This window comes from Rhodococcus sp. Leaf278 (assembly GCF_001426085.1).
GTDB lineage: Bacteria > Actinomycetota > Actinomycetes > Mycobacteriales > Mycobacteriaceae > Rhodococcoides.
On sequence record NZ_LMRR01000011.1, the window covers coordinates 17,197 to 41,189 of the forward strand.

General features: G+C 64.6%; 15 protein-coding genes. 1 reads left to right on the plus strand and 14 read right to left on the minus strand.

What is annotated here, in order from left to right:
* Nucleotides 1–65 precede the first annotated feature (65 nt).
* The gene (locus tag ASG84_RS12135; RefSeq protein ID WP_057477292.1) at nucleotides 66–1,028 is read left to right on the plus strand and encodes a hypothetical protein; all 963 of its coding nucleotides are present in this window, start codon (nucleotides 66–68) and stop codon (nucleotides 1,026–1,028) included.
* 146 nt (nucleotides 1,029–1,174) lie between these two features.
* Here the strand turns inward: ASG84_RS12135 and ASG84_RS12140 are convergent, their stop codons facing one another.
* From ASG84_RS12140 to glf, 14 genes are all read right to left on the minus strand, one after another.
* A complete protein-coding gene (locus tag ASG84_RS12140) occupies nucleotides 1,175–2,719 on the minus strand; it encodes an acyl-CoA carboxylase subunit beta (protein WP_057477293.1) in 1,545 nt (514 codons plus the stop codon).
* A 3-nt stretch (nucleotides 2,720–2,722) separates the two neighbouring features.
* On the minus strand, nucleotides 2,723–7,843 hold the full coding sequence (gene pks13, locus ASG84_RS12145; protein WP_057477294.1) for a polyketide synthase Pks13: 5,121 nt from the start codon (nucleotides 7,841–7,843) through the stop codon (nucleotides 2,723–2,725).
* Between the two features lie 42 nt (nucleotides 7,844–7,885).
* A complete protein-coding gene (gene fadD32, locus ASG84_RS12150; protein ID WP_057477295.1) occupies nucleotides 7,886–9,784 on the minus strand; it encodes a long-chain-fatty-acid--AMP ligase FadD32 in 1,899 nt (632 codons plus the stop codon).
* Between the two features lie 180 nt (nucleotides 9,785–9,964).
* Nucleotides 9,965–10,963, minus strand: a complete 999-nt coding sequence (locus ASG84_RS12155) for an LLM class F420-dependent oxidoreductase (RefSeq protein WP_032381083.1) — start codon at nucleotides 10,961–10,963, stop codon at nucleotides 9,965–9,967.
* A gap of 226 nt (nucleotides 10,964–11,189) precedes the next feature.
* Nucleotides 11,190–12,146 carry a cutinase family protein gene (locus ASG84_RS12160; protein WP_057477296.1) on the minus strand — a complete coding sequence of 319 codons (957 nt, stop codon included), beginning with the start codon at nucleotides 12,144–12,146 and terminating at the stop codon, nucleotides 11,190–11,192.
* 26 nt (nucleotides 12,147–12,172) lie between these two features.
* On the minus strand, nucleotides 12,173–12,718 hold the full coding sequence (locus ASG84_RS12165) for a DUF732 domain-containing protein (RefSeq protein ID WP_057477297.1): 546 nt from the start codon (nucleotides 12,716–12,718) through the stop codon (nucleotides 12,173–12,175).
* Nucleotides 12,719–12,815: 97 nt separating this feature from the next.
* Nucleotides 12,816–14,717, minus strand: coding sequence for an alpha/beta hydrolase-fold protein (locus ASG84_RS12170; RefSeq protein ID WP_057477298.1), 1,902 nt, complete (start codon nucleotides 14,715–14,717; stop codon nucleotides 12,816–12,818).
* 220 nt (nucleotides 14,718–14,937) lie between these two features.
* Nucleotides 14,938–15,951, minus strand: a complete 1,014-nt coding sequence (locus tag ASG84_RS12175) for an alpha/beta hydrolase (protein WP_057477299.1) — start codon at nucleotides 15,949–15,951, stop codon at nucleotides 14,938–14,940.
* A 350-nt stretch (nucleotides 15,952–16,301) separates the two neighbouring features.
* Nucleotides 16,302–17,309 (minus strand): alpha/beta hydrolase, encoded by a 1,008-nt coding sequence (locus ASG84_RS12180; protein WP_200936560.1) that lies wholly within the window; start codon nucleotides 17,307–17,309, stop codon nucleotides 16,302–16,304.
* A 213-nt stretch (nucleotides 17,310–17,522) separates the two neighbouring features.
* The gene (gene zomB, locus ASG84_RS12185; RefSeq protein WP_057477300.1) at nucleotides 17,523–19,388 is read right to left on the minus strand and encodes a flagellar motor control protein ZomB; all 1,866 of its coding nucleotides are present in this window, start codon (nucleotides 19,386–19,388) and stop codon (nucleotides 17,523–17,525) included.
* Nucleotides 19,366–20,271, minus strand: coding sequence for a decaprenyl-phosphate phosphoribosyltransferase (locus ASG84_RS12190; RefSeq protein ID WP_057477301.1), 906 nt, complete (start codon nucleotides 20,269–20,271; stop codon nucleotides 19,366–19,368). The genes zomB and ASG84_RS12190 overlap by 23 nt, the downstream gene beginning before the upstream one ends.
* Nucleotides 20,268–20,768 carry a phosphatase PAP2 family protein gene (locus tag ASG84_RS12195; protein WP_057477302.1) on the minus strand — a complete coding sequence of 167 codons (501 nt, stop codon included), beginning with the start codon at nucleotides 20,766–20,768 and terminating at the stop codon, nucleotides 20,268–20,270. The genes ASG84_RS12190 and ASG84_RS12195 overlap by 4 nt, the downstream gene beginning before the upstream one ends.
* 13 nt (nucleotides 20,769–20,781) lie before the next feature.
* Nucleotides 20,782–22,722, minus strand: a complete 1,941-nt coding sequence (locus tag ASG84_RS12200; RefSeq protein WP_057477303.1) for a glycosyltransferase — start codon at nucleotides 22,720–22,722, stop codon at nucleotides 20,782–20,784.
* The gene (glf, locus tag ASG84_RS12205) at nucleotides 22,719–23,966 is read right to left on the minus strand and encodes a UDP-galactopyranose mutase (protein ID WP_057477304.1); all 1,248 of its coding nucleotides are present in this window, start codon (nucleotides 23,964–23,966) and stop codon (nucleotides 22,719–22,721) included. Before glf ends, ASG84_RS12200 begins: the two co-directional genes overlap by 4 nt.
* Between the last annotated feature and the right edge of the window lie 27 nt (nucleotides 23,967–23,993).

Genomic DNA, 23,993 nt, shown 5'->3' on the forward strand with positions numbered 1-23,993 from the left:
ACACACAACCTGCGACAGCGCCACAACGCGACGAACGTGTCGGTGCCGAATTCCACTCTTCGGACATGAAGAGACGATTATGGAACGCAGATTCATTGTTCGACCTGAGCTCGACCGGCGTCGTGACGCGCCGGCAGCTTCGCGAGGCGGGCGTGAGTGACGCAGCGATCGATGGCAGGTGCGCAGCCGGCGGTCCGTGGCAGCGGTTGCTGCCGGGTGTCGTACTGCTGCGAAACGGCCATCCGTCGACGCTCGAGCGGTCAGCCGCGGCGCTCGCATACGGCGGACCGAACAGCATGATCACCGGATGCGTCGGACTCGATTCGTTCGGATACGGCACCAACGGATCCGCCGGAGAGGTTCATCTACTGCTACCCGCGGAGATGCGTCGGGCATCGGTGTCTTTTGTCCGAGCAGAGCGGACGTGGCGGCTTCCCAAGCCGATCACCAAGGGCAGCATCCGAGTTGCTCCTCTGGTGCGTTCACTGGTCGACGCCACACGGGCAGCGAAATCCGAGGCACGGTGCGTCGCCCTGTTGACCGAGGTGTTCCAGCGGGGCGGCGTGACCATCGATCAGGTTGCCATCGAACTGGCCGAAGGCCCGCGTCGCTACAGCGCGCTCACCCGCCGAGTACTCCGCGAGTTACGGGACAACGCGCACTCGGTGGCGGAACTCGAAGACCAGCGTCTGTACCGAACCAGCGGGCTGCCTGCGATGACGCACAACTGCGACATCTACGCCCGAAGCGGAGAGTTCATCGCCAACACCGACGGGTGGATCGACTCCGTGGCACTGGCACGTGAAGTAGATTCCGTGACCCACCATCTGTCACCGGCCGACTACCAGCGGACACAAGCCCGACGCAACCGAATGCAGGCCCACGGACTCATCGTGGTTTCCCATTCACCTCAAGACATCCGCGATCGGCCGACACAGGTGCTCGACGACTTACGGATGAATTACCAACACGCTCTCGCCAGACCTCGACCGGATGTGGTGATGGTTCCGCGCGAATCGACCGGGTGAATGACCATCGGACACGTCTGACCGGTGCAGTGGTTCATTGACACCGCCCCAGCGGTTGCGTGAATGAACCACTGCATACGTCTGACCGGTGCAGTGGTCCATTGACGCCAAAGGGAGCGCAGCGACCGGACCGAGACCGGGGCAGACTAGATCGGGAGCAACGAGTGCTTCCGCGGACTCTTCTGCACTTCTTTGTCTCGGAGAATGTGCAGGGCCTTGCGAATCTCGAGGCGCGTGCTCGACGGCTCGATGACGGCGTCGATGTACCCGCGCTCGGCCGCAATCCACGGGGTTGCGACATGCTCGTTGTAGAAGTTGATCAGCTGCTTGCGCAGGGCCGGTGCGTTTTCGCCCGCCTCGGCGAGTTGCTTGCGACTCATGATGTTGATGGCACCCTCGGCACCCATGACGGCGATGCGGGCGGTCGGCCAGGCGAGGTTGATGTCGGATCCGAGCTGCTTCGAGCCCATCACCGCGTAGCCACCGCCGTACGACTTACGAATCACCACAGTCAGTTTCGGCACCGTGGCTTCGACGAAGGAGAAAATGAAACGACCGCCGCGATGGATTACGCCGAGCGTCTCCTGATCGACGCCGGGTAGGAATCCGGGTGTGTCGACCAGGAAGATGATCGGAATGTTGTAAGCGTCGCTGAGGCGAATGAACCGGGCAGCTTTGTCCGCTGCCTTGGCGTCGAGCGCTCCGGACAGGTGCATCGGCTGATTGCCGACGATTCCCACCGGCCGACCGTCGACGCGAGCGAAGCCGGTGATCACGTTCGGTGCAGTTTGACCCGAGAGTTCGTGGAATTCACCGTCGTCGAAGATTCGCATGATGATGTCGCGCATGTCGTAACCGGCGTTGTCTGCGTCGGGCATGAACGAGTCGAGCTTGCGATCGGATTCGGTGATCTCCGGCTCGAGTCCCGGATTGATCACCGGCGACTCTTCCTGGCAGCTCGACGGCATGTAGCTCAGGTAGTTACGGATCCAGTCGAGCGCGGCCTTCTCGTCCGCAGCCACGTGGTGCACGTTGCCGTTGATGGCCTGGACGCGGGCACTACCGAGGTCGTCGAGGCTGACGTCCTCGCCGGTCACGGACTTGATGATGTCCGGTCCGGTGACGAACATGTACGCCTCTTCGGTGGCGACGACGATGTCGGTGTTGATCGGCGCGTACACCGCACCACCGGCGCACTTACCGAGGATCAACGAGATCTGCGGGCACAGACCGGACAGCGCTTCGTGGCGTCGACCCAGTTCGGCGTACCACGCGAGGGAGGTGACGGCGTCCTGCACGCGAGCTCCACCGGAGTCGTTGATGCCGACGACCGGGCAGCCCATCTTGATTGCGAAGTCCATGATGCCGGCGACCTTGCGGCCGAACATCTCGCCGACGGTGCCGCCGAACACGGTCTGGTCGTGCGAGAACACGGCGATCGGACGGCCGTCGACGGTTCCGTGGCCGGTGACGACGCCATCGCTGTAGAGAGCACCGGGATCGTTGGGGGCCTTCACCAATGCGCCGATCTCGACGAAGCTGCCGGGATCGAGCAACGAGTTGACGCGGTCGCGGGCACTGGGGATGCCCTTCTTCGCGCGCTTCGCTATCCCGATCTCGCCGGCCGGTTCCTTGGCCAGTTCGAGCCTCGCCCGTAGTTCGGCCAGCTTCTCCGCAGTGGTGCCACTCAAGATCTACGCTCCGGTTCTTGCAGACTCGATGTTCTCGAGCGTCTTCGACAAATGGGCCGCAATTTTTCCAATGTACGGCTCGTCGACGACCGCGAGGTGATCGCCTCCGACGTAGACGATCTCCAGGTCCTTCACCACCGGTCCCCAACCACCGTGCTCTTCGCGGGTGGCGTACGCAGGCTCGAGCGCGATCGCATCGTCGTGGTACTTGTCGGCCATGTACAGCGTCACGTGCCCGCCGTACTGCTTGAGCTCGGCCGTCTGGATCGCTCGATTGTCGAGCCACGACGTGCGCTGGTGCTCGATGATTCCGCCGGGAATCTTTGCGCCACTGAGCTTGACCAGGTCGGTGATGATCCGAATCTGACCCTCGTCGTCGGAGTCCACCAACTTGTCGTAGGGAATCGGGTAGTCGACGTTGTACGTCTTCTTGGCGAACGCTGCGTACCGCTCCCAGCGCTTGCGGACCTCGTCCTTGGTGTCCGGGATCGCGGTGCCGGGCATGACGGTATCGAGCAGGCCCACGTAGGCGACCTCGATACCCTCCTCCTCCATCTGACGCGCGACCTCGTAGGCGAGAATGCCGCCGAGCGACCAACCGACGAACACGTACGGGCCCTCGGGCTGGATGGCCTTGATCAGCGGCACGTACTCCGCGGCGCGTACGGCAATGGGACCCTCGACGCGCTCGAGGCCGTACATCGGCGTGCCGGCCGGCAACTTCCGCAGCAACGGCTCGTACGCGACCGTGGAGCTACCCGCCGAGTGGAATGCGAACACCGGTGTGGCGGTGGAGCCTTCGGGGCGAGCCCGGAGATTGCGCACGACACCGTCGATCTCGCCGTCCTCGAGGTGCGGGCGAACCTTGTCTGCGAGCTGCTCGATGGTTTCCGAATCGAGGACGTCGTCGAAGGTGATCTCGCCGCCTGCGCGCTCGGTCAGTCGGGCAGCCAACTTCTCGGCTGTCTCGTCGTCGAGAATCGGCAGGGTGTTGAAGATTCCCTTGGCCGATTCCTTCGTCACCACTGCCCAGGTTGCGAATGTCATCCGCTCGGCGTTGTCGCGCGGCGGTACGTCCGAACCAGCGGCTTCGGCGAACGCTTCCTTGCCACCGAGGTCGGTCTGCGCTGCGGCAGCAACAGCCGGCGCAGGCTTCTCGACGGGAGCAACATCCGCGGCCACGGGAGCAGGCTCGGCCGACACCGGCGCAACAGCCGCCTGCTCTGCCGCCTGTTCGGCCGCCTTCTCTGCTGCCTGCTTGTCGGCCAGCGCCTGCACCTCGTCGCGGTTCTCGATCGCGTAGCGCAGGTACTTCTCCACCTCGCGCAGGTTCGCGTCGCGCACGGCCTGCAATTGCACTGTGGGAATGTCGAATTCGTATTCCACGCGGTTCTTGATGCGAACCGCGCTGAGCGAATCCAGCCCCAGTTCGATCAGCGGCACCTCGGGCGGCAGGTCCTCGGGTGCGTAGCCCATGGACTCGGCGACGATGATGGCCAGACGATCTTCGAGCTTCTGATTGCCGTTCGGATCCCAGCGATCGCCGAACGTCTCGACGACCTCCGGCAGCTCCTCCATCGGGGACGAGGATCGCTCCTCCACGGCAACAACAGGTTCCGGACGCACATCTCCCGAGGTGACGACGGCCTCGTGCAGCAATGTGAAGGCCGACCCCTCGTGAGCGTGCACCTGGACCGACGCGCCACCGAGATGCGAGGTCAGCGTGGTGACGACCGTGCCCACCTTCGGCACAGCGGCATGGGACACCGAAACACCCAGGGCAACATCGGAAAACACCTGTGAAGCCGCAGCGGTGACGAGCGCATCGAATCCGGCGACGGCCGAGGCCTGCACTTCCCAGACGTGGCGGCCGTCGGGCAGTGCGACGCGGGCACCGGGCACCCGCGTGTTGCCACTCGAGCTGACCTGCGAGTTGAGCCAGAACTCCTTGCGCAGGTATGCAGTTCGCGGGATGGCGGCGTACGGGCCGGACTCGAACAGCGTTGCCAACTCGAGCGCATGTCCATGGACGTACAGCTGCGCCAGCGCGGCCAGGAACGTCTCGGCCTCGTCTTCTTTGCGCTTGAGAGTCGGGATCAGGGTCGAGTCCGCGACGCCCGCAGCCCATGCGGTCGCGGCCACGGACATCAACGCCACCGGGTTGGGCGCTAGCTCGATGAACGTTGTATGCCCATCTCCCACAGCAACATTGACGGCCTGGGTGAACCAGACCGGATGCCGCATTCCCTTGGTCCAGTAGTCGACGCCATGAATCGCCGCATGTCCGACGCGATAGTGCGCCTCACGATCGACCGACGAGTAGACCCCGGCAGTGAGCTTGCCCGGTTCGATTCCGGCCAGTTCGGCGGCCAGCTCGCCGAGCAGGACATCGACTGCCGCGGTGTGGCCGGCTCCCTTGACGTCGAGCAGGCGGGCCATTTTGCCTGCGGCTTCGGCCATCTCGACGAGAGCCTCGACCTCGGCGCGCGGTCCGCCGACCGTGGTGTGTGTCGGTGCGGCGTAGACGCAGGGCTCTACATGCGGGAACTGGTCGGTGAGGGTCTTGACCTCGTCGGGGGTGTACTCCACCAGCGCCATGGCACCCTGCGAGGCGGCTCCGAGGCCGTCCTGACCCTCGGCCAACAGCCGTGAGCGCGCGTAGATGATGCGGACGGCGTCTTCGAGGTTGAGGCCTCCGGCGACGTAGGCTGCTGCGACCTCACCCATCGAGTGTCCGATGACGGCGGACGGTTCGGCACCGTGCGCGCGAAGCGTTGCGGCCAAGGCGATCTGGATGACGAAGATCGCGACCTGGGAGTTCTCGAACTCGTAGGTCTGCGAGTCGTCGAGGATGATCTCGCGGATGGAGTAGCCGGCTTCGTCGACGAGAAGCTCGTCCACCTTGTCCACCTCGGCGGCGAACACGGCGTTGGTTCGGTACAGCCGCGATGCCATCTTGCGGTGTTGCGAGCCGAAGCCGGAGAACACCCACACTGCACCGTTGGACGCGGGTGAATCCGCGGAGAACACTCCCGGGCCCGGCTTGCCTGCTGCGATGGCGCGCAATCCGGCGATCGCCTCGGCCGTGGTGGATGCGAGAACCACTGCGCGCGAACGCCCGTGGTTACGGCGTGCCAGCGTGCGGCCCACGTCGACGAGAGGCGTCGTGCTGCCCTCTTCGGTCTCGAGCCAGTCGGCCAGCTCCGATGCGGCCCGCTTGCGGCGCGACGGCAGAGCGGCAGACACGGCGAGAATGACTGTCTCCGGGCCGACTTCAGTATCGGACACAGTGGTATCGGACACAACGGTCTCGGCGAGGATGGTCTCGGCCTCGGCTACGGGATCGGTCGTCTCGACCGCGGACACGATGGGCTCCGACACAACAGGCTCGGGATCGGCAACGATCGGCAATTCCTCACCGGCCACATCGGTGAGGCCCTCGACGAGAGCGGCCTCCGGGTCCACGGCAGTAGGATCGAACGCGCCATCGGTCTCACCGGGTACGTACTCGCGCACGACGACGTGCGCGTTGGTGCCGCCGAAGCCGAAACCGGAGACGCCTGCGACGGCCTTGCCGGTGTACCGCGGCCAGTCGGTGGCCTCCGGGATGACCTTGAGGTGGGCCTTGTCGAAGTCGATGTACGGGTTGGGGCCCACGTAGTTCAGCGACGCGGGCAGCTTGTTCGCCTGCATCGCGAGGACGACCTTGATCAATCCTGCTGCGCCTGCGGCAGATTCGAGGTGTCCGAAGTTCGTCTTCGCCGATCCCAGCAGGGCCGGCTTGTCGGCGTCGCGGCCTCGGCCCACGACGCGACCGAGGGCATCGGCCTCGATGGGATCGCCCAGAATGGTTCCGGTGCCGTGCGCTTCGATGTAATCCACGCCCGACGGGTTGATGCCGGCGTCGCGGTATGCGAAGCGCAGTGCGTCGGCCTGCGCATCCGGGTTCGGTGCCAGCAGACCGTTCGAGCGGCCGTCCTGGTTGATCGCAGATCCGGCGATGACGGCGAGAACCTGATCACCGTCGCGTTCGGCGTCTTCGAGTCGCTTGAGCACGACGAGTCCGCCACCTTCGGAGCGGATCATGCCGTTGGCGTCGGAGGAGAACGCCTTGATCTTGCCGTCGGGTGCCAGCACACCGGTCTGGCCGAATCCGACGGTGATCGGCGGTGCGAGCAGCATGTTGACGCCACCGGCAACGGCCAGATCGGATTCGCCGGTACGCAGACTGCGCACCGCCTGGTGCACGGCGACCAGCGAGGACGAGCAGGCGGTGTCGACGGCGATCGACGGCCCGCGGAAGTCGTAGAAGTACGACACCCGGTTGGCCACGATGGCGGTGGACGTGCCGGTGAGTGCGTACGGGTGCACGGCCGGGTCACTGACGGCGATCAGCTGGTAGTCGTTGGAAGAGCTGCCGATGAACACACCCACCTGACGGCCCTTGATCGAGCTGGCCGGAATGTGTGCGTGCTCGAGCGCTTCCCACGTCAGTTCCAGCGCGAGCCGCTGCTGCGGATCGACGTTGACGACCTCGTTGGGCGACATCGCGAAGAACTCGGCGTCGAAGGTCTTGACGTCGTCGAGGTAACCGCCCTTGGTCACCGTCGCGGCCACGGCTGCGGCGATGACGGGATCGGAGGTGAATTCCTGCCAGCGGCCGTCGGGCAGATCGGTGATGCCGTCGCGGCCCTCGATGAGTAGCGACCACATCTCCTCGGGAGTGTGCCCGGTGCCGGGGAAGCGAGACGACAGGCCGACGATCGCGACGTCGTGGGCGTCTCCCGACTGTCCGCCACCGGTGTAGAACGCATCGTCGACGGTGCCGACGGGCTCGTCGGGCTCGCCCTCGATGATGATCTTGGCCAGCGAGGCGATGGTGGGGTGCTGGTAGACGACGGTGGCGGTCAACGTGACCCCCACCAACTCCTCGATCTCGCCGCTCAGTGCGACGGCATCGCGAGAGGACAGACCGAACTCCTCCATCGGACGGTCGTCCGAGATGGCCGACGCGGGTTGCCCGGTCGCGTCCGCAACCCAGTTGCGTAGCCAATCCCGCAGTTGCGCGACCGTGAAGTCCGTCCCGTCCGCACTCTGGATCTTGTCTGTCTCTTGTTCAGCCATTACTCACCAAGCTATGTATCGAAGGAACGGGAGGCCCAGAGATCAGTCGGGCAGTTCGGCGTCCGGGAATGCCGTCTGCTGGTAGCCGCCGCGGAGAGTGCCCTCGATGTAGGCGGCCTTGCAGGCCCGCCGGGCGATCTTGCCGCTGGAGGTACGCGGAATGGAACCGGCGGGCACGAGCAGGACGTCGCGCACCGTGACGCCGTGCCGCGCGGAGACCGCGGTGCGCACCTCGTCGGCGATCGGCTGCGGGTCCGCCTTGCCGGAGCCCGGAGCGCGCTCGGCGACGATGACGAGCTGTTCGGAGCTGTCGTCCGAATCCTTCGTCAGGGCGGCACCACTGAACTCGAACACGATGTCGGGGAGCTGATTGAGCGGGACGGCGAACGCCGCGACGAAGCCGGGCCGGAGCGCCTTGCTGGCTTCCTGAGCCGAGAATTCGAGGTCCTGCGGGTAGTGATTGCGGCCGTCGACGATGACCAGGTCCTTGACGCGACCGGTGATGTAGAGCTCGCCGTCGTGATAAACACCGAAGTCGCCGGTGCGCATCCAGTTGCCGCCCTCGGGGGCACCGTCTGCGTGCGAGCCCTCGGCGTTGCGGTGCACGAGCTTGTTGTGGAAGGTCTCGGTGGTCTCGGTCTCGCGGCCCCAGTAGCCCTGGCCGATGTTCTCGCCGTGCAACCAGATCTCGCCGACGTGCTCGTCGGCAACCTCGGTGGCGGTCTCGGAATCGACGATGGCTGCCCACTGGCTGCGGGCGACCGTTCCGGTGGACACCTGCGGGATGGCACCGGGTGCATCGGGGGCGACGACCACGAAGTTGCCTGCATTGAGCTCGACGCGGTCGACGTAGACCACCTTCGCCTCGTCGGAGTGCTTGCTGGTGGAGACGAACAACGTGGCCTCGGCCATGCCGTAGGACGGCTTGATGGCGGACTTCGGCAGACCGTAGGGGCCGAAAGCATCGTTGAACTTCTTCATCGACGACGTCGTGACGGGCTCGCTGCCGTTGATCAGGCCGATGACGTTCGACAGATCCAGGCTCTCGCCGTTCTTCGGCAGCCCTCGCTGGGCGGCGTGCTCGAACGCGAAGTTCGGTGCCGCAGCGAACGTGCCTGCGCCGTCGGAGACCGCAGCGAGTTCCTTGATCCAGCGCCACGGCCGCTGCACGAACGCGCGCGGGCTCATGATGGTGATGTATTTGCCACCGAGCGCCGGGAGGATGACGGTGAGCAGACCCATGTCGTGGAACATCGGCAGCCAGGTGACGCCGCGGGAATCGTGGTTGATCTCCATGCTGTCGACCATCTGCAGCGCGTTGACGCCCACTGCGCGGTGGGTGATCTCCACGCCGGCCGGGGTTCGCGTCGAGCCGGATGTGTACTGCAGGTAGGCGATGTCGTCGAGCGTCGCCGTCGGCTCGACCCACGTCTCGCCCACACTGTCCGGGACGGCGTCCACGGCGATGATGCGGGGGCGCTCCGCGGCGGGCAGCGCACGGAAGAAGGCACGCACACCGGCGGCCGAGTTGCCTGCGGTGAGGATGGCGCTGGGCTTGCAGTCACCGAGGACGGCATGCAGGCGGTCGGTGTGTCCGGGCTCGTCGGGATCGAACAGCGGCACCGCGATGGTTCCCGCGTAGATTGCGCCGAAGAACGCGACGACGTACTCGAGACCCTGCGGAGCCAGAATTGCGACTCGATCGCCGGGCTGGGTGACCTGCTGCAGACGGGCCGCAACCGCCTTGAGTCGGATTCCGAACTCGGCCCAGGTCAGCTCGTGCGCCTCGCCGTCACGCTCGCGGGAGTAGTCGACGAAGCGGTACGCCAGCGTGTCGGAATTCTCTTGAACGTTCACCTCGACGTGGCGGACGAGTGTCTGCCCTTCACCGATGGTGATGTGGCCGTTCTCATCGATGAAATCATCGAAATTATGGCTCATTACTTCAATCTCCTCCGACACGAATCCGCTGCCGTCCGGCCTGCGTGGACTGAACCCGCACGCCGGACTGCACAAGCACGGACATCGAACAGCTTTGTATGTTACTGACTAGTAGCTCTACCGGTGTCGGTTTGGCACCTGGCTTCGAGGCCAGCTACATGGTACCGACACGTGCCTTCGTCACTCGCCTTTCAGCAAGTCGACAACCGGCGCGAATGCTTCCATTTGAGTAGGGAAAACCCCGACATAGGACATCGTCGTCCGCGCGCGAACGTTACGGATCTGATCGGCGATCTCTTCGTACGTACCGAATGCGAGGTACGGGGACGACAGGATGTCCTCCACGGTCAGCTTGACGTCGACGTCCACGTTCGGCGGGTAGCCGTTGTCGAGGGCGGCCAGCGCCATCTCTGCCATCTGCTCTCGATCGTCGGTCACGACGATGGTGGTGATCGCCCAGTTCAGTTCGATGTCGTCGAACCGGTCTCCGGCTGCGGCGCGAATCAGCTCGACGCGTTCGAGGGTCTTCTCGATGGTCATGCCGGACAGCAGCAGCTTGCCTTCTTTCGAGGTGCTCGGCACCACGGAGATGATGTCGGCATGCTTGGCCGCCAAAGCGAGCATCTTCGGTCCGCCGCCGCCGATGCAGATCGGCGGACGCGGCCCCTGGCGCGGCCGCGGGCTGCCCTTCAGTCCGGAGATCGTGTAGTGCTTGCCCTCGAAATTGCATTCCTGACCGCGCAAGAGCACGTCGAGAATTTCCAGGGTCTCCTCGAGCTTCTCGATTCGCACTCCAGGACGGTCGTACGTGATGCCGGCCTTGTCGTACTCCTCGCGCATCCAGCCCGCACCGAGACCGAGTTCGAGGCGACCACCCGACAGCACATCGATGGTCGCCGCATCCTTGGCCAGCACGGCGGGATGCCGAAAGCCGTTCGCCAACACTGCCGTGCCGAGCCGGATCTTGTCGGTGGCGACGGCAAGTGCGCCGAGGGCTGCGATGGGACCGACCTGATTACCCAGATGATCGGGAATCATGAAGCTGTCGTAACCCAATTCCTCGGCCTGTTGCGCCAGCTTGATGAATTTCCGAGCCCCGCCCTCCTCGGCGTTTCCCTCTCCGCCTGCAGCGAATCGGAATTTGCGCGGCCCGGCGGTCGCGGCCTCGGCGGAACTCATCTAATGCTCTCCTCGGGGGTCTTCGAGCGTGAAGCGGTCTGAAAGTAGCTGGTCGGTAGGGCGCTGAACGCAGCCGGCCGGGGCCGATCTGCGCAGGTCCAAGGCGTCACTCTAGCCGCTCGCCGGAATGGAACACACCGGCTGGGGGTTGCCGGGCTCAGGTTTGTGCGCGGCAATAGTTCGCGACACGCCGCATTGTGATGTGTCCGTTATGAACGGCACATACTCACGAATGCGCGGGTGTCGGAGCATTCTCGATCAGTCCGGCAGCCCACGCCGCCGTCCACTGCGTAGCCGTCGTGCCGGAACCGTCGACGACAAAACTGTTGTAGGACGCGTGCACGGGATTGCCGGCCGCACCGATCAGAATTTGGATGCTCTGCGGAATGTTGCCCAGCGACAAGCCATCCGACGGCGAGGCACAGATCAGGTCCCCGGGTGCGCAGATCTGGTTGGTGCGGTCGTCGAGTGCACCGAACCCGCCGTCCCGACGCCCCGTCATGGTGATGCCGGGCAGGTCGAGTCCCCCGAGTGCCACCTCGGCACCGACGCCGTCGAGCGGTGCGGGGATGTCGGTACCCGAGACTCCGTCGCGTCGACCGTCGGCGATGAGGGTCACCCCGAGTACGCGATCGGCGGAGATGGGCCCATTGCCCGCGCCGATGTCGGACGCGATATCGCCGGAGATGACCGCACCCTGGGAGAAGCCCGTCAGCACGAAGTTGGTGAGCGGGCACCGCGCGCTCACCTCGGTCATCTTCTGCACGGCCACAGCTTTACCCTCGGTGCGGCTGTTGTTGTAGGACTGCTGACCGTCCGGCGGCAGAGCGATGGGATTCGAGAACTGAGCCACGTACGGCACGGTGTAGACGTCGGCGCGCGATCCGGGGAACTGCTCCTGCAACGGACGGGTGACGTTGAGCATGAGCGACACCGGGTTGGCCGTCGGGTTGTACGGATCGTCGGTGGACGACGACTCCCAGGTACCGGGAATGGCGATGACCTGTACATCGGGGCAGTCCGCCGGCTGTGACGTCGGCTCTTCCGGTCCCGGCGGCGGCACCGGAGTATCCGGGCCCTTCGGCAACCGTCCTGCCAGTAGGTACCAGAGGGCAACGATGATCAATCCGACGATCACCGCAACGGCGATCACCGGAAGGATCCTGCGCTTACGCTTGGCCATCGGCGTGCATCTCCATCAGCGTGGATCTATGGCCTGCAGTACGTTGCCTGCGCGGCGGTGATGTAGGTCTGGGCAGCCTGCTGAGCCTGTGTCTCGTTCATCTGGGTCCCGGCTGCGCTGGCTTCGACGCCGACGTTCGCGGTGACGTAGGTCGAGATCTCGTCCGCCGCCACACCCTGAGCCTGCGCGGCGCAGATGTAATTGGCCGTCGAGACCGCGATGTCACCGTTTCCTGCCGGCGTGATGCCCTGCTTCTTCAGCTCCTCGAGGAAGCTCTGACCGCGGTCGTCGATCTGACTCTCGGTCGGACCCGGGAAGTCGTCGGGGACGGGTTGCGGCTGCTCCGGCGGCGCAGTGGCCGCCTCACCCGGGCTCGTGGTCGGGGCGAGCGTGGTGCTCTCCGCCGCCGACGTCGTCGAACTCGCCTCGGTTGTCGTCGCAGCCACTGTGGTCGTGCTCGTCGGGGCCCCGGTGGCCGTCGAGTCGTCACTTCCGCAGGCCACCAGCATCGAGCTCGCGGCCACGGCGAAGACGCCGAGGGACAGAGTTCTGGCCAGAGAGTTACGCGTCATCGATCGAAAATCCTTCGGTCGTCGGGTCGCAGGCGAGCGTACAGCCACGCTCTGAGAGAACTCTGAAGCCGTGACCGACTCCGAAGCACTCCGCGGGTCACGGTGCGATCGTCGCCACGCCGTCCTTGACAGTGATGATGCCGAACTGGAAGTTCTGCTGCTTACCGCCACCGTCGATGTCGAACTGGTCGCTGGTGGGGTAGCCGAGGCGGCCACCCTCGTAACCGACCGATCCCCAGGCGTCGAAGATCGGACCGTACGGGGTGGACCAGGCACCGCTGAGTGGGCTCCAGTAGATGTTGCCGGTCTCGAACTGGTTGAAGCGTCCGCCGTCCCGGATCGGGCCGATCTCGTTGGACTTGGGGAACCCGAGAGGCCCACTCTCCCAACCCAATTCACCGTACTTGCCGAGAATCATGCCCTGCACCGAATGCACTCCTGCATCGGCCGAGGTGTAGATGGCACCGATCTCGAATCCCTGAACCGAGCCGGGCTTGTTCGGAGTCACGACCTCGTCCAGCACCGGGTAGCCCAGGGGCCCGCCCTCGTAGCCCTGCGCTGCCCACTCGTCGAGCACAGGCCCCTTGACGACGTGAGCACCGGTCTGCGGCGTGAAGTAGATCATGCCGTTCTGGAAAGCGTTGAACCGTCCGCGACCGTCCGGGGTACCGATCTCGCCGGTCTTCGGGAAACCGAGCGCACCCTCGGGGCCCTTGTTGCCCTGGTAGATGCCACCGATTGCTCCGGCAACCACCTGCGCGCCGGTGTCAGGGGTGAAGAAGACTCGACCGAACGTGAAGTCCTGCGCGCGCCCGCCTGCGACGTTGTATTCCTCGGTCAGGCACGGGCCGAGCCACGAGTTGGCTCCGCTGGCGTTGCCGATCAGTCCGGCAGCGCTGCACGCTGGCTTGTCCACCTCGACGCCGAGTGCGGTGGCGAGCTGCGGCCACAACTGGTGCAGCTCGAACTGCCAGTACGGCCACGAATGCGTGCCCGAAGGACGGTAGTTGACCTGGGCCGGGATACCGAGCTGATTGAGCTTGGTGGCGAACGTCTGCGAGGTCAATCGCGACAGGATCTCGAGGCCCATGCCTGCATAGTTGGTGCTCACACCCGGGATGGGCGACGGCTGATCGTACGGTCCGGTGGAGCCGTTGCCACTGGAGATGTAGAGGCTGACGCCCTTCAGCTTGTCGGCCAGCAGGTACGGATCATGCTGCGCCCATAGGGAATTGGACGGTGCGCCCCACATGGCCTTGGAGTCGTAGCCGCCGGCATCGGTCATCGCGTACTGGATGGCCTGCGGCATTCCGAGCGAAGTGGTGGTCAGGATTCCCGACAGCGAGCCGGCGAACTTGAAGAAACCGGGGTTGCGCGCTGCGAGGAACATCGCCGACGTGCCTCCCATCGACAGTCCCACGACGCCGCGGGTGTCGGTGCTGCGCCAGTCCTTGGCCAGGATCGGCGGGAGCTCCTTGGTCAGGAACGTCTCCCACTGGTAGTTCTTGCCGTTGTCCTGATCGACCCAGTCGGAGTAGAAGCTGGACTGGCCGCCGATGGGGAGGACCACGTTGACGTTCTTGTCGGCGAAGTACGACTCGGCGTCGGTCTCGGCCGTCCAGCCGTTCTCCTGATCGGTCGCGCGTAGGCCGTCGAGCATGTAAACCTGCGGGAACGTCGCCTGCGGGTTGATGTTCCAGTCACGAGCGAGCAGCAGCTGAACCTGGATGGGCGTACCCATCGACGGCGACTGGATCCACAGCGCGACGCGACGATCGGAAAGCCAGTCCACCGACGTCACGGTGGCACCGGACGTCTGGGTGTAGGCGGGTCCGGCCTGGGCGATCGGAGCTGTCAGCGCAATCGGAGCTGCGGCCGCCACCGTCGTGGTCGCAAAGGGGATCATCAGCGCGGATGTGACGGCCAGTGCTGCTGCCGCTCGTCCGGCCCGTGTGCCGGCCGAGGGGATTCGACCGAACCGAACAAGCCCAGTGCGCATAACGGTGACTCTCTTTCGACGTGAACTCTCGAAGGTCTCGTGAGGAGACATGCTTCGTATGTCTTTCTACACGTGCCGGATGGCGACGGACAGCAGACGCGCTGTTACTGATGGTGCAATTGTGAACAGAGGTGATGGAATCGATCCCTCGAAACCAGAAAATGCCGCCCGGCGCACAGATGCAGGGCGGCATTCTCGGACCATCGACTACCCGAAAAAATCAGGCGTTGAGTGCGTCCAGGATCTGGGTACGGGCCTTCCACAGCTCGGCTCCCCAGTACGGCCAGGCGTGAATACCGTTGGCCGGGAAGCTGTAGGTGGCCGGGATGCCCAACGCGCCCATGCGAATCTGGAATGCACGAGTGTTGGCGAGCGAGAGCGCCTCGAGGGCCATGCCGTTGGCGGTGTTGTAGAAATCGATCGGCGCAGACGGACGATCGAACTGTCCGGGCAGGCCACTGGCTGCCGAGATGTAGAGCGACAGTCCCTGCAGACGCGGCGCGAAGACGAACGGGTCGTTGCGCAGCCACGCCGGGTTCCACGGCGGTCCCCACATGGAGTCGACGTTGAAGCGACCTGCGTCGAGCATCGCAACGCGGATGGCCTCACGCATGCCGGGCGCCGAGATGTTCAGGTAGCCCGAGAGCGAGCCGGCGAACTTGAACTGATCGCGGTGGTACGCGGCGAGCGTCAGGGCCGCGGAACCACCCATGGACAGTCCCAGGACACCGTTGTTGCTGCGCGAGACACCGTAGTTCTCGAGGAACGCCGGGAGCTCCTGCGTCAGGAACGTCTCCCACTTGTAGGTGACTTCCTGGCCGTTGAAGTTCGACGAGGTGTACCAGTCGCTGTAGAAGCTGGACTGACCACCGACGGGCATGACGAGGGTCACGTCGTCGTTGGCGAACTGGTCCTGCGCGTTGGTCTCGAACGTCCATGCGTTGCGGTCGTCACGGGCGCGCAGGCCGTCGAGCAGGTAGAGAGCAGCGTTTCCGCCCCGGGCCGCCCACTGAACCTGGACCTTGATGGGTCCCATCTCGGACGGAACGATCAGGTCCTCGCGGCCACCGGCCGGGGCCTGATGGACGACGGCAGTGGGGGCAGCGACTGCGACCGCACCGCCGACGACACCGGCTGCAATAGGCAGAACGAGTGCGGCGGCACCCACGCCGAGCAGACGCTGACGCCAGCGCGAGGACGCCTTCGGGTTACTGCTGAGGCCGGCAAATCGCATGAATCGTGCTCTCTCTCATCTACGCGGTCTCCGCTGTCGTAGCGGCCCCCGGCAATCGAACAGGGCGAACTGGTGGCCCCGTGAGGCCGAGGTGAAGCTGTGGATGCTGACAAGACCGAAGTCTCGAGAAGCTGAGGTTCTGCTGAGAACAGGAGAACCGCTCGATGGAGGTTATTCCATCGAGCGGTTCCAAGGCAAAACTGTGATCAGCGTCGCAGTTTCATCTCGCCGTTTCCCCGAAACAGGAGACTATCCTGCGTCGTCCCCGCTGAACAGCCCTGAAAAGTCGTGAGTTATCACTAAGGGCCGAAAAGCGGGCGACACGACCGAAATGTGGTGCGGGCGGTCGGCTACCCGATGTTGGCGCTGAGATCCGGAGCCATGACGCGGATCTGCTCGCCCCAGTAGCCCCACTGGTGGGTACCGACGGCCGGGAACGCGTAGGTGACGTTGTTGGCACCGATGCTCGCCATGCGGATCTGGAATGCGCGGCTGTTCGCCAGGGCGATGGCCTCGAGGCCCATGCCGTTCGCGGTGTTGTAGTAGTCGATGAAGCTTCGCGGGCGATCGAGTCCGCCGGGCAAACCGCTACCTGCGAAGACCCAGACACGCGTGCCGTTGTCGCGCAGACGAGGTGCGAAGACGAACGGATCGTTGCGCAGCCATGCCGGATCCCACGGCGGGCCCCACATCGCGTCGATGTTGTAGCGACCGGAGTCCAGCAGCGCCAGACGCATCGCTTCGCGCATACCGGGCGCCGAGATGTTCAGGTAGCCGGACAGCGAGCCCGCGTAGCTGAACTGGTCGGGGTGGTACGCGGCGAGCGTCAGAGCGGCCGAGCCACCCATCGAGATGCCGATGACACCGTTGCGATTGGGGTTGAAGCCGTAGTTGGCGCGCAGGTTTTCGCGCAGGTTCTGCGTCAGGAAGGTTTCCCACTTGTAGGTGGTCTTCTGACCGTTGAAGTTGGACGGCGCGTACCAGTCGGAGTAGAAGCTCGACTGTCCGCCGACCGGCTGAACCACGTTGATGTTGTAGCCGGCCAGCACTGCACCGGCGTCGGTCTCGTGCTCCCAGCCGGAGATGTCGGTGGTGGCGCGCAGACCGTCGAGAAGGTAGACGACGCGGTCGGTGTTGCCGTCCGCTGCCCGCCAGACGCGGCTCTTGATCGGGCCCATGCTGGAGTCGGTCCAGACGTCCATAGCCCGTTGGTCGAACGCCGCGTTGGCAGTGGCGCCACCACCCGCTACAGCCAATCCCAGTGGCAGGACCACCGCCATCAGCATGGACGTGGCGGCGCGGCGTCCCCAGGACCCCGCTCGCTTGTCCTCGGACCGGCTCTTCCATCTACCCAGCATGCACTCGACCTCTCAGCAGCTTCGTCACATCGGTTACGCAATCAACGATTGATCTCGCAAGTTTTACATGTGTGCGCACGACCCAGGGTCTGGCGCATACATATCCTCCGCACATATCGCACGAAGTACGTCGTCCGTTACAGGATCGAGACAGCTCATCTTGGCGTCGAGACCGAATCGGCGCAACCCGGTGATCGTCTCGTGTCCTGACATCTAATTATCGGCTTTCAATATGGGAGCCGGAAGATCACATCGTTGTATTTCGTATTTCGGCACTCGATCGAACCGGTATCCGGCGTAGAAGAAAGAGCGTTTGAAATTCCTCACGAAGAGGTCCTTCGTCAACGGTGCCCGATACGACGCGAGCAATTCCTCGGTATCGGGGCAGGTCAGGGCTACCTGAGCCTCGGTGACCCAGTCCTCGTCCATGTACCAGGGCAGGAACGGGTGAACGGCAACCAGACCGAGATCGGCAACGACCCAGTCCGGATAGAGGCGCTTGTCGTGACCGATGCGGCCGTCCTCGAGCCGCTCCGTGTGCGATGCCAGCGGATACGCGAGACCCATCTGATCGATGACCCGCACGTCGAGACCGACGTTCATACTCGTCATTCCCAAGTTCAGGAAATACACGGTGTGACCGACACCACCCTCTGGGATCGGGAGGGGCGGCGGGACGACATCCCAGTAGGTGTATTGCGCGGGTGCCAGCAGCAAACCGCCATCGGGAGTGTCGTCGATGGTCCGAACCATTGCCCGCATCCACGGATAGTCGAGGTAGTCCGAGGCCAGGATCGGATGAGCGTGCCCCGTGTTGAGGGAATAGAAGGCTCGCTCGTCGACGATGCCACTCCGGCCGACGGTCGTGCCCTGCGGCATCCCCGTCGTATTCGCGGCCGCGACCGCCCACACGACGATGCCACCCCAGACGACGAGGTCGGCGACGAATACCGCCGTCGCCCGGTCCTTGGACCAGCGATTCGGTAAAGCAACGGGCAATACCGAAATCGGCAACAACAGCGTGAACAATGCCGGTAACAACGTTCGGCCGTGCATGAAATCGCCGCCGACGCGAATGGCGTAGACGGCCAGGACGACACCACTGATCAAGGCGAACACGACGACGGCAGTGGGCGTCCGCAGCGCAGCGAGCCAATCGCGTGGCGACCGTGGCACGGACAGTCGAATTCGCGGTACCGACAGCGCCGCGGCCACCACGAGAAGTGCGAGCGGCAGCCACAGCAGGTACGGCCCCACCAGGTTGAACAGGTACACGAATCCCTGAGACCACTTGGCTCCGCCAGCATCCTTGGACACCGCGGTGTTGGGGTACGGCAGGCCGTAGTACCCCATGCGCCAGATCTGGTAGAGCACCGGCACGGCTCCGGCGACAGCGAACACACGGAATCGAGACAGCCAGGTCTGCGGAGCCAGGAACATCATCGCCAGCGCGAACACGGCGACGATGGACAGTTCCGGGCGCACCAGCGGGCCCAGACCGGCGAAGAAGGCCAGCAACAGCAGTTCGACGCCACCGCTGCGGCGTTGGCCCCAGCGCACCATCAGCAACCACAGCGTCGCCAACCAGAAGATGACCAGGCAGGTCTCGAGACCGGACGTCGCGAAGTCGCGAGCAGGGGGAACAGCGACGTAGACCAGGACGCCTGCGGGAAGGAACAAAGTCCGCTTCGCGGTGCGACCACGCAGGGCGAACGTGCCGATCATGGCGATGACGACGGATGCGGTGGACAGCACCAGAGCGATCGTCAGCACCACGTACTCGAGGCGCGCCTCGGTCAGCCAACTGCCCGCGTACACGAGGTAGGTCCAGATGGTGCTGGTGTTGGTCTCGACGCGCTCGCCGGCGTTGAACACCGGGCCGTTTCCGGCCAGCAGGTTGCGGACGGTGCGCAGCACGATCAAACCGTCGTCGGCTATCCAGCGGCGCTCCCACGCACCCCAGAGGAACAACGCTCCGGTGACCACGGCCCCGATCCAGAACACGGGCCTGGTGATCGATCCCCGAGCGGAGTCCTCCTCCCGCGTATCTCGCTGGTCAGGCGAGGTAGACAGCGACACCAACCACTCCGATCCACGCTATGGCGAGTAGCTGCAGAACCCTGTCTCCCAACGCGATCTCTTCGGGTTCGCCTGCCTCGCCGCCGTCTACGTCCACTGCGTATCGCAGGATTGCGATGGTAAACGGAATCATCGAAATGGCGAACCAGTTGGAGTCGGTTTCGGCGTCCTGTTGGAAAGCCCACAGGCCGTAACAGATGACGACCGCCGTCGCGGAGAGCGTCCACACGAAGCGCAGGTACGTGGTGGTGTAGTTCTCGAGCGACTTACGAATCTTGGCCCCGGTGCGTTCGGCCAGTTGCAGCTCGGCGTACCGCTTGCCTGCCGCCATGAACAGCGATCCGAACGCCATGATCAGCAGGAACCACTGGGAGAGCGGAATCGAGGCGGCAACCCCACCGGCGATGGCGCGCAGCAGGAAACCGGACGAGACGATGCAGATGTCGAGCACGGCCTGGTGCTTGAGGCCGAAGCAGTACGCCAGCTGGATGGCGATGTAGACGCCGATGACCAGGGCGAGTTTCCAGTTGGCGATGAACGAGAGCCCGATGGCCAAGCCGAGGGACACCACGGCCATCGCGTACGCGACGTTGACCGGCAGCACCCCGGCCGCGATCGGTCGGAAACGCTTGGTCGGATGAGCGCGGTCTGCCTCGACATCGAGCGCGTCGTTGACGAGGTAGATGCCCGAGGCCGCAAAACAGAAGACCACGAAGGCCAACGCGACGGACAGCAGCACGTCGGGGTCGGTGACCGAGCCCGCGGCCAGCGGCGCTGCCAGTACCAGCACGTTCTTGACCCACTGACGCGGGCGAAGCGCCTTGACGATGCCGTCCGCCAGATTCTTCGGCGGTGCGCCTACGGGTGCGGCATCCTCGCTCATTTGTCTCCTTCGAACTTCACGACGGCCGCAGCCGTCAACGCGCCGAGGGCCGATCCGGCCAGCACATCGGTGGGGTAATGGACTCCGAGCACCAAGCGCGAGAGCAGCATGGGTGGGACCAGGACCGCCGGTAACGGTAGCCCGGTCACCCGGCCGAGGAGAACCGCGGCCGCTGTGGTGGATGTCGCATGCGAGGACGGGAAGCTCAGCTTGCTGGGCGTCGAGACATTGATGCGCACGGACGGATCGTAAGGACGCGGCCGCCGCACGATGCGCTTGATGACGATCGACGCGGCGTGTGAGCCGACGGCACCGACGGCCACCGACGCCCACTGCCGTCGACGCGGTGCGTCCAGCGCAGCACCGATGCCGGCGATCGCCACCCAGCCGAGCGCGTGTTCGCCGAAATGCGACATCCCGCGTGCGACGGCGATCGCGCCGGGCGCGCTGCCGACGGTGCTCTGCACCTTCTCCAGGATTCGGACTTCCGTCGGCACCTCAGTCTGGCCTTTACGCCTGGTAACGAAAGACACGTTCCCACGTTTCCTTACTGGTCAGCTGCGGCGCGGCATCTCGGTATCGAGCCTTGAGGGCGGGGAATTCGGCTGCCAACTGCTTGCGCAACGACACCGCTTCCTTGAGCAATGCCGCAGCCTGGGCTCGGTCGCGCTTGCGGTAGACGACGCCCCGGCCGTCCGCAGTGGTGACGGTGACGCCGTCGACCTGGGAGAGGAGGAACCAGCGCGCGTCGAGAGTCGGGACGTTGAGCTGCGGACGCTCGAGGTGATCTGCCCGCGCAGGCTTTGCGTTCTTGTAAAGGCCCTTGACCAGCCGACCGGCAATCGCGCCGACGTTGGTGGGCAGGCTCACGTTGCCCACGTCCTCGTGCGACGGCACGGGCAGATCGGTGGACGAACCGATGACCACGGCGTCGGAGTAGGTCTTCCTCAGGGCGTGCACGTCACCGAGTGACGTCGGCAAGATCTCGAGGATGTGCTCGGGGCCGGCCAGGAAGTCGCGGATGGCGAGGTTCTGAATCGCCACGGTCGAGTATTCGAGGCACAACAGATGCTTGACCGTCGCCTTGCCGGTGTCCAGTACCAGGTCGCGGCCGTTGGTCTTGGAATGTAGTGCGGCCACGACGAGACGGTTGCGTAGGTGGAAATAGGCCTGCCAGTCGATGGCGTCGTCCTTGTCGCTCCACGCCATGTGCCAGATCGCCGCACCCGGCAGGGTCACCGTCGGGTAACCGGCCTTCTTGGCCCGCAGACCGTATTCGGCGTCGTCCCACTTGATGAACAGCGGTAGCGGCTGTCCTATCTCCTCGGCGACGACGCGCGGGATCATGCACATCCACCAGCCGTTGTAGTCCACGTCGATGCGGCGGTGCAGCAGCTTGGATGTGCGTAGCGGGTACTCGCTGAAGTCGTGGTCGTATTCCACGTTCTTCGCCGCGGTCCACATGAAGTTCTTCGGGTTGATCACTTCGCCCATCACATGCAGGTGGCTACGCGCCTGCAGGTTGAGCATCTGCCCACCGACGAGCGTGGGCACCTTGGCGAACCGAGCCATGGCCAGCGAGCGAAGGATGGAATCGGGTTCGATCTCGATGTCGTCGTCCATGAAAAGGATGAACGGGCAGTCGGTGGTCTTCAGGGCCTCGTACATGATGCGCCCGTAGCCGCCGGATCCACCGAGGTTGGCCTGGTCGTGCATGGCGAGACGGTCGCCGAGGACGGCTGCGGCTTCCTCGAATCCCGGCTCGTCCCTCGCTTTGCGGGTGCCCTGATCGGGCATGATGACGGCCTTGATCACGTCGAGTACGAGCGGGTCGGAACCCAGAGCAGCCAGAGCCTTCACCGCATCGGTGGGTCGATTGAAGGTCGGAATTCCGATGGCGACCGACGCCTCACCCGGGGCATCGACCGACGCGTACCAGCCGGCGCTCTCGACGACTACCTCGCTGTCGGAGGTGATGTCGAACCAGATCCAGCCGCCGTCCTCGAACGGGGCCAGGTCGATGACGAACTCCTGTGCGTCGTCGCCGTCGACGGCTTCACGGCCCTCGACGTGGATGCGCGACGCGTCGGCCTTGGACCGGTAGACGTCGATGCGGCAGTGCCCGGAAACCTCGACACGCAGCACTACCGATGTGAGGGTGCTGTAGCGACGCCAGTAGCTCGCGGGGAAGGCGTTGAAGTAGGTGCAGAACGACACCTCGGACTCGGCGCCGATAGCAACGGAGGTCCGGCTCAACGAATGCGCCCGCCGCGCATTCGTTTTCGCTTCTTCGAGGTACAGCGTCCGCACGTCGAGCGGCTCGCCGGAACGCGGCAGCAGCACGCGCTGCAGCAGGGACTTTCCGAGTACTGGAACCACGTCCGCACCGCTTTCCGGTCGCGCCTGCAGGCTTCGCTCCTGCCCGTCTTCGAGGAGATGCTTGGGTGTCATGCGTTGCCTTCCGACTTGTCGTCCGATCCGAGGGATGCACCCGTTTCGAAGTGCGGGGCCAGGGTGTTGTCGTACATGTTCAGCGCGCTGGCGATGGCCATGTGCATGTCCAGGTACTGGTACGTCCCGAGTCGCCCTCCGAAGAGCACACCGTTGGAAGCTGCCTCTGCCTTGGCCCGATCACGGTATGCCTCGAGCTTGCTCCGGTCGTCGGGAGTGTTGATCGGGTAGTACGGCTCGTCGCCGCTCTTCGCGAAGCGGGAGAACTCGCGCATGATGACCGTCTTGTCGTTCGGGTACTCGCGCTCGGGGTGGAAGTGACGGAACTCGTGGATACGAATGAACGGCACGTCACCGTCGTTGTAGTTCATCACCGGCGTGCCCTGGAAGTCACCGGTCGGAAGCACCTCGGTCTCGAAGTCGATTGTGCGCCAACCCAATTCGCCCTCGGAGTAGTCGAAGTAGCGATCCAGCGGGCCGGTGTACACGATCGGGGCGTCCGGGCTCTCGGCCACGATCTGCTCCCGCACGTCGAACCAGTCCGTGTTCAACCGGACCTCGATCTTCTCGTCGGCGGCCATCTTCTCGAGCCACGCGGTGTAGCCGTCGACCGGCAGGCCCTCGTAGGTGTCGTTGAAGTAGCGGTTGTCGAACGTGTAGCGCACCGGCAACCGGGTGATGTTGCCCGCTGGCAGATTCTTCGGATCGGTCTGCCACTGCTTGGCGGTGTAATCCTTGATGAACGCCTCGTACAGCGGACGCCCGATCAGCGAGATCGCCTTCTCCTCGAAGTTCTGCGCGTCCTTCGAGTCGAACTCGTTCGACTGCTCTTCGATGAGTGCCCGCGCCTCGGCCGGCGAGAAGTACTTGCCGAAGAACTGCGAGATCAGGCCGAGGCCCATCGGGAACTGATACGACTGACCCTTGTGCAGAGCAAAGACGCGGTGCTGGTAGCTGGTGAAGTCGGTGAACTGGTTGACGTACTCCCAGACCCGCTTGTTCGAGGTGTGGAACAGATGCGCGCCGTACTTGTGGATCTCGATACCCGTCTCGGGCTCGGCCTCGGAGTACGCGTTGCCACCCAGGTGATGCCGACGATCGAGCACCAGAACACGCTTGCCCAGCTGGGACGCCGCCCGTTCGGCCACAGTCAGCCCGAAGAACCCGGATCCGACGACGATCAAGTCGTATCGGCCGGTCGCGGAGGCGTCGGAAGAGGTGGTCTCGGAGCTCACAGCAGTCACGGGCAACCAGGGTATCCGACGATCGTG

Coding starts and splice junctions, on each gene's coding strand:
- ASG84_RS12135 (WP_057477292.1), top strand. CDS start 66: ATGAAGAGACGATTATGGAACGCAGATTCATTGTTCGACCTGAGCTCG.
- pks13 (WP_057477294.1), bottom strand. CDS start 7,843: ATGGCTGAACAAGAGACAGACAAGATCCAGAGTGCGGACGGGACGGAC.
- fadD32 (WP_057477295.1), bottom strand. CDS start 9,784: ATGAGCCATAATTTCGATGATTTCATCGATGAGAACGGCCACATCACC.
- ASG84_RS12155 (WP_032381083.1), bottom strand. CDS start 10,963: ATGAGTTCCGCCGAGGCCGCGACCGCCGGGCCGCGCAAATTCCGATTC.
- ASG84_RS12160 (WP_057477296.1), bottom strand. CDS start 12,146: ATGGCCAAGCGTAAGCGCAGGATCCTTCCGGTGATCGCCGTTGCGGTG.
- ASG84_RS12165 (WP_057477297.1), bottom strand. CDS start 12,718: ATGACGCGTAACTCTCTGGCCAGAACTCTGTCCCTCGGCGTCTTCGCC.
- ASG84_RS12170 (WP_057477298.1), bottom strand. CDS start 14,717: ATGCGCACTGGGCTTGTTCGGTTCGGTCGAATCCCCTCGGCCGGCACA.
- ASG84_RS12175 (WP_057477299.1), bottom strand. CDS start 15,951: ATGCGATTTGCCGGCCTCAGCAGTAACCCGAAGGCGTCCTCGCGCTGG.
- ASG84_RS12180 (WP_200936560.1), bottom strand. CDS start 17,309: ATGCTGGGTAGATGGAAGAGCCGGTCCGAGGACAAGCGAGCGGGGTCC.
- ASG84_RS12190 (WP_057477301.1), bottom strand. CDS start 20,271: ATGAGCGAGGATGCCGCACCCGTAGGCGCACCGCCGAAGAATCTGGCG.
- ASG84_RS12200 (WP_057477303.1), bottom strand. CDS start 22,722: ATGACACCCAAGCATCTCCTCGAAGACGGGCAGGAGCGAAGCCTGCAG.